The organism is Lysinibacillus sp. NPDC097868, assembly GCF_044761135.1.
Classification (GTDB): domain Bacteria; phylum Bacillota; class Bacilli; order Bacillales_A; family Planococcaceae; genus Lysinibacillus.
This window is the reverse complement of sequence record NZ_JBIWBS010000001.1, coordinates 270,173-285,947: the sequence shown is the minus strand read 5'-3', so window position 1 is coordinate 285,947 and position 15,775 is coordinate 270,173. Positions and strand designations below refer to the sequence as shown.

The 15,775-nt window shown below is 37.7% G+C and carries 17 protein-coding genes; all 17 read right to left on the bottom strand.

Going from position 1 to position 15,775, the window contains the following annotated elements:
* Positions 1 to 94: 94 nt before the first annotated feature.
* The 17 genes from ACIQXJ_RS01335 to ACIQXJ_RS01255 all read right to left on the bottom strand — a co-directional run bounded on the left by ACIQXJ_RS01335 (position 95) and on the right by ACIQXJ_RS01255 (position 15,718).
* Entirely contained in the window at positions 95 to 373 is a 279-nt protein-coding gene (locus ACIQXJ_RS01335; RefSeq protein WP_401009550.1) for a YggT family protein, read from the bottom strand.
* Between the two features lie 20 nt (positions 374 to 393).
* Positions 394 to 888, bottom strand: coding sequence for a cell division protein SepF (locus tag ACIQXJ_RS01330; RefSeq protein ID WP_401009551.1), 495 nt, complete (start codon positions 886 to 888; stop codon positions 394 to 396).
* Positions 872 to 1,576: a YggS family pyridoxal phosphate-dependent enzyme gene (locus ACIQXJ_RS01325; protein ID WP_401020484.1), complete on the bottom strand. Its 705-nt coding sequence runs from the start codon at positions 1,574 to 1,576 to the stop codon at positions 872 to 874. Before ACIQXJ_RS01325 ends, ACIQXJ_RS01330 begins: the two co-directional genes overlap by 17 nt.
* Before the next feature lie 173 nt (positions 1,577 to 1,749).
* Complete coding sequence (locus tag ACIQXJ_RS01320) at positions 1,750 to 1,986, bottom strand: YlmC/YmxH family sporulation protein (protein WP_173477847.1); 237 nt, start codon at positions 1,984 to 1,986, stop codon at positions 1,750 to 1,752.
* A 176-nt stretch (positions 1,987 to 2,162) separates the two neighbouring features.
* Positions 2,163 to 2,936, bottom strand: a complete 774-nt coding sequence (gene sigG, locus ACIQXJ_RS01315; protein ID WP_024362132.1) for an RNA polymerase sporulation sigma factor SigG — start codon at positions 2,934 to 2,936, stop codon at positions 2,163 to 2,165.
* Between the two features lie 114 nt (positions 2,937 to 3,050).
* Positions 3,051 to 3,758, bottom strand: coding sequence for an RNA polymerase sporulation sigma factor SigE (gene sigE / locus ACIQXJ_RS01310; RefSeq protein WP_024362133.1), 708 nt, complete (start codon positions 3,756 to 3,758; stop codon positions 3,051 to 3,053).
* Between the two features lie 13 nt (positions 3,759 to 3,771).
* The gene (locus ACIQXJ_RS01305) at positions 3,772 to 4,605 is read right to left on the bottom strand and encodes a sigma-E processing peptidase SpoIIGA (protein ID WP_403048785.1); all 834 of its coding nucleotides are present in this window, start codon (positions 4,603 to 4,605) and stop codon (positions 3,772 to 3,774) included.
* Between the two features lie 200 nt (positions 4,606 to 4,805).
* Complete coding sequence (gene ftsZ, locus ACIQXJ_RS01300) at positions 4,806 to 5,975, bottom strand: cell division protein FtsZ (RefSeq protein ID WP_340825983.1); 1,170 nt, start codon at positions 5,973 to 5,975, stop codon at positions 4,806 to 4,808.
* A gap of 53 nt (positions 5,976 to 6,028) precedes the next feature.
* Positions 6,029 to 7,312: a cell division protein FtsA gene (gene ftsA / locus ACIQXJ_RS01295; RefSeq protein ID WP_403048782.1), complete on the bottom strand. Its 1,284-nt coding sequence runs from the start codon at positions 7,310 to 7,312 to the stop codon at positions 6,029 to 6,031.
* A gap of 95 nt (positions 7,313 to 7,407) precedes the next feature.
* On the bottom strand, positions 7,408 to 7,779 hold the full coding sequence (locus ACIQXJ_RS01290) for a small basic family protein (protein WP_173477852.1): 372 nt from the start codon (positions 7,777 to 7,779) through the stop codon (positions 7,408 to 7,410).
* A gap of 3 nt (positions 7,780 to 7,782) precedes the next feature.
* Positions 7,783 to 8,502 carry a DUF881 domain-containing protein gene (locus ACIQXJ_RS01285; RefSeq protein ID WP_403048779.1) on the bottom strand — a complete coding sequence of 240 codons (720 nt, stop codon included), beginning with the start codon at positions 8,500 to 8,502 and terminating at the stop codon, positions 7,783 to 7,785.
* Positions 8,503 to 8,652: 150 nt separating this feature from the next.
* Entirely contained in the window at positions 8,653 to 9,381 is a 729-nt protein-coding gene (locus tag ACIQXJ_RS01280; protein ID WP_403048776.1) for a DUF881 domain-containing protein, read from the bottom strand.
* Positions 9,359 to 10,213: a cell division protein FtsQ/DivIB gene (locus ACIQXJ_RS01275; RefSeq protein WP_401009558.1), complete on the bottom strand. Its 855-nt coding sequence runs from the start codon at positions 10,211 to 10,213 to the stop codon at positions 9,359 to 9,361. The genes ACIQXJ_RS01280 and ACIQXJ_RS01275 overlap by 23 nt, the downstream gene beginning before the upstream one ends.
* 22 nt (positions 10,214 to 10,235) lie before the next feature.
* Positions 10,236 to 11,315, bottom strand: a complete 1,080-nt coding sequence (gene ftsW, locus ACIQXJ_RS01270) for a putative lipid II flippase FtsW (RefSeq protein ID WP_403048773.1) — start codon at positions 11,313 to 11,315, stop codon at positions 10,236 to 10,238.
* 40 nt (positions 11,316 to 11,355) lie between these two features.
* Positions 11,356 to 12,705, bottom strand: coding sequence for a UDP-N-acetylmuramoyl-L-alanine--D-glutamate ligase (gene murD, locus ACIQXJ_RS01265; protein WP_403048770.1), 1,350 nt, complete (start codon positions 12,703 to 12,705; stop codon positions 11,356 to 11,358).
* Positions 12,702 to 13,676, bottom strand: a complete 975-nt coding sequence (gene mraY / locus ACIQXJ_RS01260) for a phospho-N-acetylmuramoyl-pentapeptide-transferase (protein WP_403048767.1) — start codon at positions 13,674 to 13,676, stop codon at positions 12,702 to 12,704. The genes murD and mraY overlap by 4 nt, the downstream gene beginning before the upstream one ends.
* Positions 13,677 to 13,801: 125 nt before the next feature.
* Positions 13,802 to 15,718 carry a stage V sporulation protein D gene (locus ACIQXJ_RS01255; protein ID WP_401009562.1) on the bottom strand — a complete coding sequence of 639 codons (1,917 nt, stop codon included), beginning with the start codon at positions 15,716 to 15,718 and terminating at the stop codon, positions 13,802 to 13,804.
* Positions 15,719 to 15,775: the final 57 nt, after the last annotated feature.

The following is a 15,775-nucleotide window of genomic DNA, read 5'->3' as shown; positions in this document are numbered from 1 at the left end:
CCCCATCTACCTCATCCATTTGAAACTACTAGTTTATGTATGTCTAGTATTCCCTTTTTACACAAAAAATCCCCACTAATTGTGAGGATTTGGACTAAAACATAAAGAATATTTTTTGAATCACAATAAAAAGCCCATTTTTAATAAAATTCAACATGAATATTGCCACAATCGGAGAAATATCAATCATGCCAATAGGAGGAATGATTTTTCTGAAAAGCCCTAAGTATGGATCACATATTCTTTCAAGAAAACGGCCAATTGCTGAACTTTGAGCAGCTGGTACCCAAGACATTAAAACATATGCTACTAGCATAAATGAGTACACAGTAAACGCTAAATCCAAATAATGCAAAATTATATAAAAAGTCATATAAACTACAATCCTCGCTATTAATTATCGTCTAAAATAAAATTTGAAATTTCGCCAGACACTTCTACATTATCTGGTGTGCATAAGAATATATCTTTGCCTATACGTTGAATATCTCCACCAAGCGCATAGACTGTACCGCTTAAAAAATCGATAATTCGTATACCTTGTTCTCGTTCAATACGTTGCAGATTAACAATTGTTGCTCTTTTGTTTTTTAAGTTTTCTGCGATATCCTGAGCCTCTGCATAAACTCTCGGTTCTACCAATACAACCTTTGCACCTTTTGTATTCATAGCTGCTTGTAAACTAACAATATTATTATTAGCATTTGTACTTTGCGGTACAATTTCATGAATCTGTGCCTTACGTTCTTTGATGACCTTTTTAGATGGTTTAGCTGCATGAATCGGTTGTTGCACGGGTTGTTGCTGTTGAATAGGAGCTTGCGTGATTTCTTCTTCTAGGTCTTCTTCAAGATAAAAGAAGTTTTTAATTTTATTTTTCATGCTCATCCTGTTCCCCTCTTTCATTTCCAACAAGAGCCGTTCCGACTCGAACGAATGTAGCTCCTTCCTCTACCGCTATTTCAAAGTCATTAGACATGCCCATTGATAACTCGGTACAAGGTGCGTGTGCGAATCCTCGTTCGGCTATTTGCTGTTGACATTGTTTTAATTGCTTAAAAACAGAGCGAATAATTGTTTCGTCCTCTGTATTTGGTGCCATTGTCATTAAACCTACAACTTGAATTTTCGTGAAATCTTGTAAAGATTCAATAAAAGTTACTGCGTCTTCTGCTGTTAAACCATGTTTTGATTCTTCACCTGACACATTAACTTGTACAAAACATTTTACCGTTTTTGTTGCTCTTTTTTCAATTTCTTCAGCTAAGCTTAGACGATCCAAGGAATGTAAGTAATCAATTTCGTTAATAACTTGTTTTACTTTTCGAGTTTGTAATGATCCAATATAATGCCAGTGTACATTTGCTTGAATGGCTTCAATTTTTTGTTTTAAGCCTTCAGGACGATTTTCACCTAAATGTATAAGCCCTGCATCAATTGCTTCTTGTGTTCTCTCAACGGAAACCTCTTTCGTAACAGCAATAATTTGAACATTAGTTGCCTCACGATTTGAACGCTGTTGTGCTGCTTGTATTTGATTATTAATTTTGTCTAAATTTGTTAAGATTTTCGTCACTGTTTTTCCCAACTTTACAACTTAGTTTCCTTTATTGTAACAAGCAACTCTTCATTTATCAATGAATAGCCTGACCTATAATAATGCAGATACATTTACGCTGCTCACACGAAATGAGGGGCTACAGTCTTACTGTTCGAAAAATATGAGCGAGCAGCACAAATGCTATGATTCTACGATAATGCCTTTACTAGAATGACATCCTTTCCGACTACAAGAACATCTTTCATATACACTTTTCTTATTGACTCTTCTCCTCTAAAAAACCCTAGATATTTTCGTGGCTCTGCAATCATAAATGCCGTTACATAGCCCGTTTCTTTTGATACTTCTGCATCTACAACAAAGCCTAAAAAACGTCCATTCCCTGCTTCTATTACTTCTTTTTGCTGTAACATTGAGAAACGCATCTGTATCCCTCCTACTAAATCAATTACCATTGTGTTTTATATTGAGCTCAAACAATTACAATGCTTATTGATTAGTTGCTGTATTGCTAATAAAAATCTATGACCGCTATCTTCATGTTCGCACTAACGCAATGAAGATAAAATGCGCACCGAAGTTTCGGGTGCGCATTGTCTACTTACTTATAATCTTTCTGCATTGTTTCAATGGCATTTTTTTCTAGACGTGAAATTTGCGCTTGGGAAATCCCTAATTCTTTTGCAATTTCAGTTTGTGTCTCACCATAATAAAAACGCTTAGCTACAATCATCTGCTGACGTACATCTAACTTTTGTAAGCTTTCCTTCACTGACACGTAGGCAACCCATTGATCTTCTGATACATCATCATCACGTAATTGGTCCATCATATAAACAGCGTCTCCACCGTCTGCATAAATGGGTTCTTGTAATGAAACTGGGTCTTGAATGGCATCTAAAGCAAATAATACATCTTCCTTTTTCATGTCAATCATTTCTGCGATTTCTTCAATCGTTGGTTCTCGCAAATTATCGGTTATCCATTGCTCTTTTGCCTGCATCGCCTTATACGCAATATCTCTAAGAGAACGAGAAACACGTAGTGCATGATGATCACGCAGATGGCGACGAATTTCACCAATGATCATTGGTACAGCATATGTTGAAAATCGTACATTATGCTTCAAATCGAAATGATCAATAGCTTTCATGAGGCCAATACAGCCTACCTGAAATAAATCATCTGCCTGTTCACCCCTGTAGGCAAATCGTCCGACAATACTTAGCACTAACCTTAAATTACACATTACAAGCTCTTCCCGAATCTCTGTTTCTCCTGCTTGTAATCGAATGAAGAGTTCCTTCATTTCTTCGTGCTTTAAAATTGGCAAAGTCGATGTATCTAAGCCGCAAAGATCTACTTTTGTTCGCATATTCGATTCCTCCGGATGTTTTTATCTGACTAAACCGTTACATCAGTTTGTCCGACAGAATCGAGAATATGCAGAAAAGATGTGACCAATTTTAGGTAGGATAAATTTCCCTATCTAAGATATTGGCTGATTCAAATTTTCTCGTAAATCTTGTATAATTTTCTTTTCTAACCTTGAAATATATGATTGCGAAATACCTAAATGATCTGCTACTTCTTTTTGCGTCATTTCGATTTTACCGTTTAATCCGAAACGACATTCCATAATATAACGTTCACGTGCACCTAATAAATTAATGGCATGGAACATATGCTGACGTTCGATTTTCTTTTCAACATTATCTAAAATAATATGTTCCTCTGTCCCTAAAATATCAGACAATAGTAACTCATTTCCATCTGCGTCAGAATTTAGTGGTTCATCTAGTGAAACTTCACCCTTCATGCGACTTGTTTTACGTAAATGCATCAAAATTTCATTTTCAATACAGCGTGATGCATACGTTGCAAGTTTAATATTTTTATCGGTATTGAACGTTTCAATTGCCTTTATTAAGCCAATTGAACCAATACTAATTAAATCTTCAATCGGCGTACCCGTATTATCAAAACGTCTAGCAATATAAACAACAAGACGTAAATTACGTTCAATAAGTGTATCTCTAGCTCGTAAATCTCCGTTCATAAAGGATGCAATGACTGTGACTTCTTCTTCTCGACTTAGTGGCACTGGCAATGAATCATTTCCCCCTATATAGTACGTTTCACGACTCCGAAACTTACCCCATAATTTTTTCAAGCTAGCAAGTAGCCTAAGAAGCAATAGTTCTCCCCCTCTATGAGTTATTTGAAAGCGCTGAAAAATGTAAAATTGCTGCTGTGCTATGCGGAAAATTTTTAGCTTTTTTTGTTAAAACGATATACTCATTTGTTTTCACTTGTGATGACTCGCCTTTAATATGCAATTCATCAAAGCGAAAGCCTAAGACAACAGTTTGTTGTTGCACAGTATTAACATGAATAAATCGAATAAGACGCTGATAATCTACTGAAAACATTGATACATCGTAAGGATCTGTATCTTGCCATTGCGATAATGCATCTCGAATTGCTGCTGGTAAATAAGGTCGTAGTGCTGAATACGAAACGAAATGGACAGGTTTTCCCGACAGTGGCTCAATACATTGATTCCCTGTATCTACAAATGCCGAAAGTGGGATAACTTCATCAAAAACCTTTAAGGTCGTTTGAAATACAAACTGGCCACTTACACGCTCCAGCTTAACAAATCCCCATTGTTTATAAAATATAAGGAGATTACCAAATGCCAGCAATAAGCAAAGTACAATAAAGTGAATGACAGAAAGATTCTTTAAATACGGTTGTAATGCTGTTAACAGTCCGCCAATAACAATCGTTGCAGTCAGTACAATAGGACCCTGCTTTTGAAAGCTTCGAAGTTTAAAGCGAAAAGCTAGACCAATCAGTACAATAAAACTTAGTACAATCGTAAGCAGCATTTGACCACCGATTACAGCTATTAAACTACTAATAATTGAACTCATTAATAATCTCGTATTCTTTACATAAACGCCTGTAACTTTTGCTGTAAACGTCAATATTGCTAGATTATAAAGCGTATTAATGAGCACCAGCCATTCTCCATACATAACAGCCGCCTCCTACTTACAAAGTTAGCACGCCAGCGCCACAAATATTGTCAAACAATCGCATGATTTCCTTAAAATGTTTTGACAAAAAACATCTTTTCCTTACACAAAAAGTGCCAGACACGCAAACAATTCAGAATTGTTTGCGTGTCTGGCACCTAAAAAACTCGTATTTTACATAAGTAAAATACGAGTTTTTATTATCCGCGATTTTTACGGTTACGTAAAAATGCAGGTACTTCTAACATATCATCTTGTCCATAATTTTGCTGACTTTGGCGCTGTGGTTGTTCTTGCTGAACATGTACCTCTTGACGCTGCTCACGAATAGGTGCTTGTTGTTGAGGAGCAGCTTGTCGATTATTATTAATGCTGTTAATGCCTGGACGCGTATTTCCTCGGTGTTGTTGTAGCGACTCTTCTGTGAAACCAGTCGCAATAACAGTTACAATAATCTCATCTTTTAAATTTTCGTTAATAACCGAACCGAAAATCATGTTCACTTCTTCATCCGAAGCTGATGCAACGATATCTGCAGCTTCTTGTACTTCAAATAAACTTAGGTTAGAGCCACCTGTAATGTTCATCAAGACACCTTTAGCGCCATCAATTGATGATTCAAGTAATGGGCTTGAAATTGCCTTTTTAGCAGCTTCTGCTGCACGATTTTCACCTGTCGCAATACCGATACCCATTAACGCAGAACCTTTGTTAGACATAATTGTTTTTACGTCAGCAAAGTCTAGGTTAATCAGACCTGGTGTTGCGATTAAATCCGAAATACCTTGTACACCTTGACGTAAAACATTATCTGCTTCACGGAAAGCTTCTAGCATCGGAGTCGATTTGTCGACAATTTGTAATAGCTTGTCGTTCGGAATGACGATTAATGTATCGACAGCTTCTTTCATGCCACCAATACCACCAATTGCCTGTGTTTGTCGCTTTCGCCCTTCAAAAGTAAAAGGTCGTGTTACAACACCAACTGTTAGTGAGCCTAAATCACGTGCAATTTGGGCAATAACCGGTGCTGCACCAGTACCTGTGCCTCCACCCATTCCAGCTGTTACGAATACCATATCCGCACCGCGTAATACTTCTTCTAATTGTTCACGACTTTCTTCAGCAGCTTTTTTCCCTACTTCTGGATTAGCTCCTGCTCCTAAACCACGTGTAAGTTTTGTACCGATTTGCAGCTTAATTTCTGCTTTCGATAAATTCAAAGCCTGTGAATCTGTGTTCACTGCGATAAAATCAACACCTTGTACACCATGCTCTATCATTCGGTTAACAGCGTTGTTACCGCCACCACCCACACCAATGACTTTTATAACTGCAAGTTGATCAACACTTGTATCAAATTCTAACATTCTTTTTTCCTCCCACGGTAACTCGACTCTGTATCATTCATTACGCATTCAAGTTAATCAAAAAATTTATCAAATAATTTTTTTGCTCTACCGATTACGCTTCCTTTTGATTCTGAAGGTGTAGCATATTCTTGCTTTTTAGATGCTGGTGCTTGACCACCGACAACCGCATACTCAATAGGCTGCGTATTCGTACCTTTTCCATAAAAATCATCTTCTAGATAGGCGTAACGAATCAGTCCAACTGCCGTCGTAAATGAAGGCTCTCTAACGCCAATATAATCTGGAGTATATATTCTAACACGCGTTTGCAGTATCTGGCGTGCTAATTGAGCAATACCATCTAGCTTTGCAACACCACCGGTTAAAACAACACCACCTGGCAAATCGCGAACGCCTAGACGTGCTAACTCATCAATTACTAGTTCAAATAATTCTTCTAATCTAGCACCAATAATTTCTGAAATAAAGCGTTGGCTGTACTGATCCCTTGAATCTGTACCTACAACCGGCACTTCAAAAAGTTCCTCGTCTGAAGCATCATCGTAAAAGGCATGTCCAAATTGGTGTTTAATTTGCTCCGCTTGATCTGTCGGTGTTTTTAAAACAATTGAAATGTCTTTTGTAATATGATCCCCACCTACTGGAATGACACCAGTATGTGTAAGTAGCCCCTCTTCAAATACCGCAATAGTTGTTGAGCCGCCACCTAATTCAATAAAGGCTGTACCTTGGTTTTTTTCATCTTCCGTTAATGCAAAATAACCAGCCGCCAGTGGTTGTAAATAAATCTCTCTAATGCTTAATCCCGCTTTCTCTACGCAACGAAGTACATTGTGTAACAGCGTTTTAGAGGTCGTAATCATTGTCGCATCCATTTCGAGACGAATACCAATCATACCTCGTGGGTCTTTAATTTCGTCTAAATTATCTACTATAAACTGTCTTGGAATGATGTTGACTAATTCACGTTCAGGAGGTATTGACATGACTTGTGCAGATTCTACCACTCTGTCTAAATCATCATCTGTAATTTCTCTATTTTCACTATTTACAGCGACAACACCTTTAACTAGTTGTAACATCGTCTGATTAGCTGGAACGCCTAAAACGACTTCATCGATTTGATAACCTGTCATTCGTTCTGCTTGTTCTACTGCTTTTCGAATAGATTGAACTGTTGCATCAATATCAACAATTGCACCTTTTCGAACCCCATTCGATTTTACATTACCGACCCCAATTACATGTAATTGTCCGTCGCTCATTTCACCTATTAATACTTTGATAGAGGAAGATCCTATATCGAGTGATATATATAATTCTTGATGATTCAAATTCGCTGCACCTCCTTGAAAATGCTCTTAATTTCATTCTATTGTAAATCTTGCCTAATGTCTAAGCAAATCGAGTATTTTGGTCAATTTTTCTCTCATTCTATGGAAGTTTTTTTCTTATTGTGACGTTTTTCATCTAACCGAGTTAGTAAAATACGCCTAATTATTGCTATATTTTGGAATAAACGCACTCCAAAGGCGAAAATGGCAGCTAAATACAAGTCCACCCCTAAATTCACACCTATGAATGCCAATCCCGCCGCAAGAACTATATTAAAAAAGAAACCTGATACAAATACTTTATCGTCATATACTTGTTGTAATTGAGCTCGAATACCTCCGAATAACGTATCTAATGCAGCCAGCACTGCTATTGACAAATAATTTTCATAGATAGAGGGAATTTGGATATTTGTTAACAAGCCAAGCGCTAGTCCAAATACCAAACCTAAAAATGGTAGCCACATATATTAATCTCCTTTTTTGACCTCTGTTAAATAATCATTCGTCAATGGTTGATCGAATGCCGGTATGGTTAACTGTGCAGTAGGCTCCTCTATCACTAATTTAAAATTATCTAAATAAAATGAATCGATAAATGTTGAAGCTTGAATAGAATTATACATTTTTTGTGCTGCCTTATATGTGCTTGTCCCAACATAGATTTCGAAAGGTGGTGATGAAAGTGCTACACTATTCACCGTCGTTTTCCCATTTATATCTCTGATGGCTGATGTATGAACAATGCGATTCCCATCAATGGCAACACTAGCAGCATCATATTTAAATAATTCATTCAGTAATTGGGTAAGTAAGTCCGGAGAAATCTCTTTCATTTCATACCCCATTGCAACTAATTCCGGCGCTGGCTCCACTCGGAGTACTACCCCTGGACCTGTAGTATCCGTTAAGCCTGCCTGTTGTTTTAATTGATTGACTGTGTCATTTAAAACAACTTGTAAATTAGTTTTTTCAGATTGCTCATAGCGACCCATTACCTCATTAAGTGAGCGAATATCTGCTAATAATGTGGAATGCCTTTGCTTTTCTTCTGCTAATTCCTCTCGTATGGCCCAAATATCTCGTGTATCTCGCTCAGCTGGTTTTTGAATGGTATTGTATTGTACCGCTATCATCAAACCGATAATAAATAGCACGATCGTTATTCGGGTGTACATATTTTTTTTCAAAATAGCCCCTCCTAGACGTATCGCAAACCATTACTCCTTGATATCGTTAAATTTAGATGTTGAATTGTAATATGAACAATTTTTATCTAGGATATCCGTGGGAGGCTTTACCTAATTTTTACCCCATGTTTATTTATGAAATAACAGTCGTTAACTTTCAATTTTTACATTTGGCATTGTTAATTTTTGATTTTCTTCTAATGACACAACAATATTGTCATTTAACAACTGATCTACTACGCCACCACTTAAGTTCAATGAAGCACGAAGTGTTGTAGCATCCCCTATGGCCTCAATTACAAAGGGGGCAGGGTGTTGCTTGCCGTCAATTGTAATAACCGGTCCATTACATCTTATATAGGAATTAGCCAAGACCCGTTGCCCATTAATGGCAATTGCTTGTGCTCCAGAAATTTTTAATTCATTCAATAATTTAAACACATGGCTTTCGTGGACGATATAATCATTAGGGTTTACAGATTTAGGATCGTAATCACCATCTTGAAGCGTTATACGTATACCCTTTCCTTCTGAACTTAAATCACCTAATAATAAACGTAAGTCTTCTGCTTCTTGAACTAATTGTTTAGAATCCTTTTCATTCGAAGCGAATTCCTTTTCATAGTTCCGAATCTTTTCTTGTAACTTGTTCGCTTCTTCTGTGAGTTCTTTATTGCGCTCTTGCTGTTCAATTAATTCCTCACGATACGTATCTTCTTGCTCAAATAGCTCAGATTTAATGGAGCTTGTTTGTCGATTGTCCTTTGCTTGGTTGTATGAATAGCCGATGATAAACCCAGTAGTTATACAAACGATGAGGAGCTCAAATTGTTTCCTCGTAAAGAAATTCCCTTTGCTATTCTGTTTCTTGTTGTTCATCTTCATTCACTTCCTGGTTGGCGGCATTTTCATCAGGGTTGTCCGCTTTTTCATCAGGGTTGTCTGTCATATCAATGCTGACTTTATTGTACTCATCATTAAAAGGACGGTAATATGAGCCAACCTCGATGTCGATAACACCCTTTTCTAAATTTGCTATTTGCGCAACAATTGAAGGATAATAATTTAGCTTTTCAGCTAATGTTGGAATAACTGCACGTACTTCATAGCCATCATTCATATAAAGCTTGACCGCATTAGGATTAGCCTCATTACTGTTAGTATTGACTTGGGAGATTAAAGCTAATACTTCTGGTTTTAAACGTGCTAATTGCTCTACAAGCTTGTTAATTGTTTTTTCTCCTGTAATGCCAATAAAAACAGGTGCATCGATGGGGATATTATCGCCCGCTTGTTCAAACTTCTTACCGTTCTCCAACAATGGGTAATAAGTTCCGTCACCAGCTAGATACGCAACTTTTTTCCATTCCTTAATATCAATCGTGACGCCCCGCAGCCATTTGCGCTTGACATGTGCCTCTTGTACCCATTTGTCCTTTAGCAATGCCTGCTCTACATCTTTTACCGTAAAACCCCACATCGACTTTCCTGGTGCAAGCGTACTAGCTTCTAAATAATATTGTTCGTCAGCTAGTTGGGCACCATTAACCGTAATGCTTTTAATATCACTGTAAGGAGATTGAAAATAAAGGAGTACAGCTAGCACTAAAAAGAAAAGTAATATTAGGACAATGAATTTACGATTTGTACGCTTTTTTCGTCGCTGTTTAAGCGTAGGGATGCGATCTTCTATATCAATTACTTTCTCCATAAAAAGTACTCCTCCTTTATATTTATTTCGCTAATTGATAAATAATACCTATTATTAACCACATTGTTACTAAAGATGTTCCACCATAGCTAATAAAAGGTAATGTGACACCGGTTACAGGAACCAAACCGATAACTACAGCTATATTTAAAAACGCCTGTACAGTTAACATTGTCACAAGTCCAATAATCGCATAATAGGATGTTCGTGTTTTAGCCTGTACTGCAAATTTGTAACCAGCGTATATTGTCAGTACAAATAGTGCTAAAATAACGAGCCCACCCACCAAACCTATTTCTTCTAAAATAATCGCGTAAATAAAATCATTTTGCGGCTCAGGTAAATATAGAAATTTTTGTCTACTTTGACCAAAGCCATGTCCAAAAATCCCAGCTGGGCCAATTGCCATTAAAGATTGTACCGCTTGGAATCCACTTACCAATGGGTCTGCCCAAGGGTCGAGAAACGCTTCAATACGTTTAAGTCGATAAGGTGCTGTGGCTATCAAGCCTACTAATCCAGCAACTCCCGCTACCATTATCATCGCATAAAGCTTTAACGGGTACCCTGCCACAAATAACAATAAAAAAACAGATACAACAAGTATAAATACAGACCCAAAATCAGGCTGAAGCATAATTAACACAACGGGTAATATTACGATAACAGCATGTCGCCAATTAACGATTGGCGTACCAGTTTTGTGCTGCGCCAATATATGACTGATGTACACAAGTACTGTAATTTTTGTTAGCTCAGCAGGTTGTATCGTTAATGGTCCTACACCAATCCAGCTTTGTGACCCATTTCGTTCAAGCCCAATACCTGGTATCAGGACAAGGACTAGTAAAACCAACGAAAATATATAAGCCATCTTCCAAAAGGATTGCTCTTTTAATATGTTTAATCGAATGGTAATTAAAAACACTACAATGCCTACCACAAAATACAAACTTTGTTTCATATAAAACGGCATTTTTCCACTATAATGAACGGCACTCCAATAGGTACCTGCAGAATAGACGAAAATAATGCCGATTATTGATAGCATCAAAGTTGTGACGAGCAATAAATAGCTTTCTTTCCCTCTCAGTAATGCCATCCTTCCACATCAAGTATATTCTAAAATAGTTACAGGCTCATTACAGCTTCATTACAGCATCAATAAAAACGTCACCACGAATTTCAAAGCTGTCATATTGATCCCAACTTGCACAAGCTGGTGATAGTAGAATAATATCTCCTTCTGCAGACATCGGCGCGGCATAATGAACAGCATCCTCTACATTTTGAGCAATAACCGTTTGCGATACACCACAAGATTTAGCAAATTCCACAAAACGTAAGCCCGTTTCACCGAACGCCACAACGCCTTTCACATGCCCCATACAAGGTCGTAACTCTTCAAAAGAATGCCCGCGGTCTAAACCACCCGCAAGCAAAATAATAGGTGCCTGGAAAGCATCTAATGCACTTTTTGTTGCTAAGCAATTAGTTGCTTTAGAGTCATTGTAAATTTTTCGACCATTCCACTCACGGACAAATTGTGTACGGTGACGAACGCCTCCAAATTTAGCTAATACCTCTTCCATTTTAGCTTTGTCACAGCCAATCAATATACAAGCGGCTACAGCGGCTAGAATATTTTCTAGATTATGATTACCAGGCAGCGCAATATTCGCTCGGTCCATAAACGGCTCACCTTGCCAATAGATTGTCGTATCATCAGCGCTAATTCCTTGTTCAGTACGCCCTTTAGAAGAAAAAGGCACTTTTTTTGCATTTGATTTTGCAGCATAGCCAACAACAATTGGCTGATCCGCATTGTAAATGAAATAATCATCTTCATCCTGATTGCGTGTTACACCAAACTTTGCCTCAGCATAGTTATCAAACGTACCATGATAATCAAGATGGGCATCATAAAGATTTGTTAAAATAGAAATTTTTGGTTTAAATGTTTTGATACCCATAAGCTGGAACGATGAAAGCTCCGTAACTATGACGTTATCCTCTTGTGCCTCTCTTGCTACACCGCATGCAACAGTGCCGATATTCCCTGCAATTAACGGTTTTTTTGCACCATTTTCCAACATCTCAAAAATTAATGTCGTCGTTGTCGTTTTACCATTAGAGCCTGTAATACCAATAAACGGTGCATCACTAATTAAATAAGCTAGCTCTATTTCTGTCCATACAGGAATATCACGACTAATTGCATCTGCTACAATTTTATTGCTATACGGGATACCAGGATTTTTAACAACTAGCTCAAATCCTTCATCAAGTAAATCCTCTGGATGACGACCACAAATAACTGTTATGCCTTTTTGCAGTAGACCTTGCGCATCTGGGCTTTCATCAAACGGCTTTGAATCATTGACTGTTACAAAGGCGCCAAGCTCATGTAAAATCTCCGCTGCTGCCACACCACTTTTAGCTAGGCCTAAAACAAGGACTTTTTTATGTTGTAAATCTGTATATTCTCTCATAAGAACGCCTCCGATAAGACTGCAATCAATGCTACTGCTAAAGCAGTTGACCAAAATACAAGTACGACTTTCCATTCTGACCAACCTGATAATTCAAAATGATGGTGGATAGGACTCATTTTAAATATTCGTTTTTTACGAATTTTAAAGCTACCCACCTGTAAAATAACAGATAGTGTTTCTATAACAAACACTAATCCAACTAATAAAAGTAAAAATTCTTCTTTAACTAGTACCGATACCATGGCTAGTGCACCACCTAGTGCAAGTGAGCCAGTATCTCCCATAAATACTTTTGCAGGGTTTGCATTGAATAGTAAAAATCCTAATAATGCTCCTGTTACCGCAAATGTAAATAACGCGATATCTGCTTGGCTTTGAAATAGTGCAATAACACCAAATGCCGCAAATGCAATCGATGCTGTACCTGCCACAAGACCGTCAAGACCATCTGTTAGGTTAACAGCATTAGAAAACCCAACTAACCAGAAAATCATAAAGGCTACATAAAACACACCAAAATCAATTGTCCAGTCTGTAAATGGAATGGCTAATGAAGTATCAAAAGAGCTAACGTGCAATAGGAAGTATGCAAGAATCGAAATAACGATTTGCCCTATTAACTTTTGAATCGATGTTAACCCTAAATTACGTTTGAAAATGACCTTTAAGCCATCATCTAAAAAGCCAATTAATCCGAAACCTGCAAGTACAAGTAAAAGGACCACAGTTTGTGTTGTTAATAAATCTAAAAAGCTTCCAATTGCTACCGTTGTAATGATGATGGCTAATAAAAAGATAATGCCTCCCATTGTCGGTGTGCCTGCTTTTTTCATGTGTGATTTCGGTCCTTCTTCACGAATACTTTGCCCAAACTTCAATCGACGAAGAAGCGGAATACTAATTGGTGCCAAGATAACTGTTACTATAAAAGCAATAGCTAAAATGGTAAGCGTTGTTGCGAGTTTCATTGAAAAATCTCCTTTAAATCTTGTTTCACTTTCTTCTTCACGAAAAAAGCACAAACTCTCATATATTTATTACTACCCTTCATAATAATAGTGGTTCTTTCCCTTTTTTTAAAGGTAAAGTTACGTTAGTTCACTAAATATAAATGAATGGTGCCATCTTGTTTGATAACACTATCCACTTCAGGTAATTGACTACCAATTTTAGTACCTTCTCCATGCCATTCAATGCGGAATGGATAATGTTGCTTGGCAATATCATCCTTCGTTTGCCCAATGAAACTTGGTACTTTCACAGTTAGTGGGTCACCCCAACGATAATCTTTTTCAAGCTGTTCCTTTGATTTTTCAATGCCAACAAATGGTGCTACATCTTCAATAATTTGGCCAACAATCGGAGCTGCTACAACACCACCAAATTGTGTTGTCTTCTTTGGATTATCCACTGCTACATACACGACGATTTGTGGATTATCAGCAGGTGCAAATCCTATAAAAGATACGATATATTCGCCATCTTTATACCGTCCATTTTCAACTTTTTGTGCTGTACCTGTTTTGCCTCCAATACGTAGACCATCTCGATATGCTTGTCGCCCTGAACCTTTCGCAACAACCGACTCTAATGCCTCACGCACTTTTGCAGACGTTTCCTCACGAATTACTTGCCTTTTAATAACTGGTTCTGTTTCATTAATGGTTTCGCCAGTATCTGGATTAAAAATCTTTTTCACAACATATGGCGTATAGAGCTTGCCCCCATTGACGGCAGCAGCTACCGCTTGCACTTGTTGGATTGGTGTAACTGCTACACCTTGACCAAATGAGGTTGTCGCTTGCTCTACAGGACCAAATGCTTCTTTAGAAAATAATATCCCTGAAGCTTCACCAGCAATATTGGATCCTGTTTTTTCTCCAAAACCAAAGTCTTTAATATACTGTAATAACTTTTCTCCGCCCAAGCGTTGACCTAATTCAATAAAGCCTGGGTTACAAGAATTTTGTACTACTTCTAAAAATGTTTCATGTCCATGACCTTCACGCTTCCAACAGCGCAATCTAGCACCTGCAACCATCGTAAAACCTTGATCGTAAAAAGTATCATTTTCTAAATCCACCAAGTTCTCTTCTAAAGCTGCACTGAGCGTAATAATTTTGAAAGTTGAACCTGGCTCATATGTCATCCAAACCGGTAAATTTCGGTTATAAATAACAGGCTCGACTAATTGATATTCAGCTGGATGAAAGGTTGGATATGAGGCTAAAGCTAGTATTTCTCCGGTATTTGGATTCATAGCAATTGCCATTGCTTGGTCAGCTTCATAGCGTTCCATTGCCTGCGATAGCTCCCGCTCAACGACTTGCTGTACATCTACATCAATTGTTAGCTCTATCGTTGCGCCATCTTCTCCAGCTTTCCATGCACTAGCGACATTCGGTAAGTTATTACCTTTCGCATCTGTAAAAAGCCGTATGGCAGAAGAATTTGCTTGTAACAGCTTGTCGTATTCATATTCTATCCCCGCTAGCCCTTGCGCATCATACCCTGTAAAACCTAAAAAGCGAGATAGTAGCGTACCATAAGGATATTCCCTTGAGTAATCTACACCACTATATAGTCCTTCAATTTGCATTCCTTGCAACTCAACAGCCTTCTCATAGGAAATATTTTTCGCTTCAGGTGCTAGCTTTACTAAGTACGCTTTTTTTTGCATCTTTTCTAACAGTTTTTGTTCATCTACTTCAAGCACCTGTGCAATTTTCGCAGCCGCTCCTGGAATATCTTTGCTTTGTGATGGCATGAAATATAATGTAGGAGCTAGCTTGTTCGTCACAATACTGTTACCATCTCGGTCCGTAATATGCCCGCGTTCATTTGCAAATGGAATTTCACGATCCCAGTTCTCTTCTGCTTTTTGCGTCAATTCTTTCTGGTCAAACACTTGCAAAACAAATAACCGAATGACAATTGCAACTGCTACACACATAAACAAAACATATAAAATACGTAAACGCTTTTTGGAATGGATAGAAATCCACTTCATTCGACATCACACCTTGTTTTTTACAACGTATGAAATAAAGTGGACTTCTATTCAGTG

Excerpts from the sequence above, each read along its gene's own strand:
- ACIQXJ_RS01335 (WP_401009550.1), bottom strand. The coding sequence starts at position 373 with ATGACTTTTTATATAATTTTGCATTATTTGGATTTAGCGTTTACTGTG.
- ACIQXJ_RS01330 (WP_401009551.1), bottom strand. The coding sequence starts at position 888 with ATGAGCATGAAAAATAAAATTAAAAACTTCTTTTATCTTGAAGAAGAC.
- ACIQXJ_RS01320 (WP_173477847.1), bottom strand. The coding sequence starts at position 1,986 with ATGCGTTTCTCAATGTTACAGCAAAAAGAAGTAATAGAAGCAGGGAAT.
- sigG (WP_024362132.1), bottom strand. The coding sequence starts at position 2,936 with ATGCGAACAAAAGTAGATCTTTGCGGCTTAGATACATCGACTTTGCCA.
- ACIQXJ_RS01305 (WP_403048785.1), bottom strand. The coding sequence starts at position 4,605 with ATGTATGGAGAATGGCTGGTGCTCATTAATACGCTTTATAATCTAGCA.
- ftsZ (WP_340825983.1), bottom strand. The coding sequence starts at position 5,975 with ATGTTAGAATTTGATACAAGTGTTGATCAACTTGCAGTTATAAAAGTC.
- ACIQXJ_RS01290 (WP_173477852.1), bottom strand. The coding sequence starts at position 7,779 with ATGTGGCTACCATTTTTAGGTTTGGTATTTGGACTAGCGCTTGGCTTG.
- ACIQXJ_RS01280 (WP_403048776.1), bottom strand. The coding sequence starts at position 9,381 with ATGAACAACAAGAAACAGAATAGCAAAGGGAATTTCTTTACGAGGAAA.
- ACIQXJ_RS01275 (WP_401009558.1), bottom strand. The coding sequence starts at position 10,213 with ATGGAGAAAGTAATTGATATAGAAGATCGCATCCCTACGCTTAAACAG.
- ftsW (WP_403048773.1), bottom strand. The coding sequence starts at position 11,315 with ATGGCATTACTGAGAGGGAAAGAAAGCTATTTATTGCTCGTCACAACT.
- murD (WP_403048770.1), bottom strand. The coding sequence starts at position 12,705 with ATGAGAGAATATACAGATTTACAACATAAAAAAGTCCTTGTTTTAGGC.
- mraY (WP_403048767.1), bottom strand. The coding sequence starts at position 13,676 with ATGAAACTCGCAACAACGCTTACCATTTTAGCTATTGCTTTTATAGTA.
- ACIQXJ_RS01255 (WP_401009562.1), bottom strand. The coding sequence starts at position 15,718 with ATGAAGTGGATTTCTATCCATTCCAAAAAGCGTTTACGTATTTTATAT.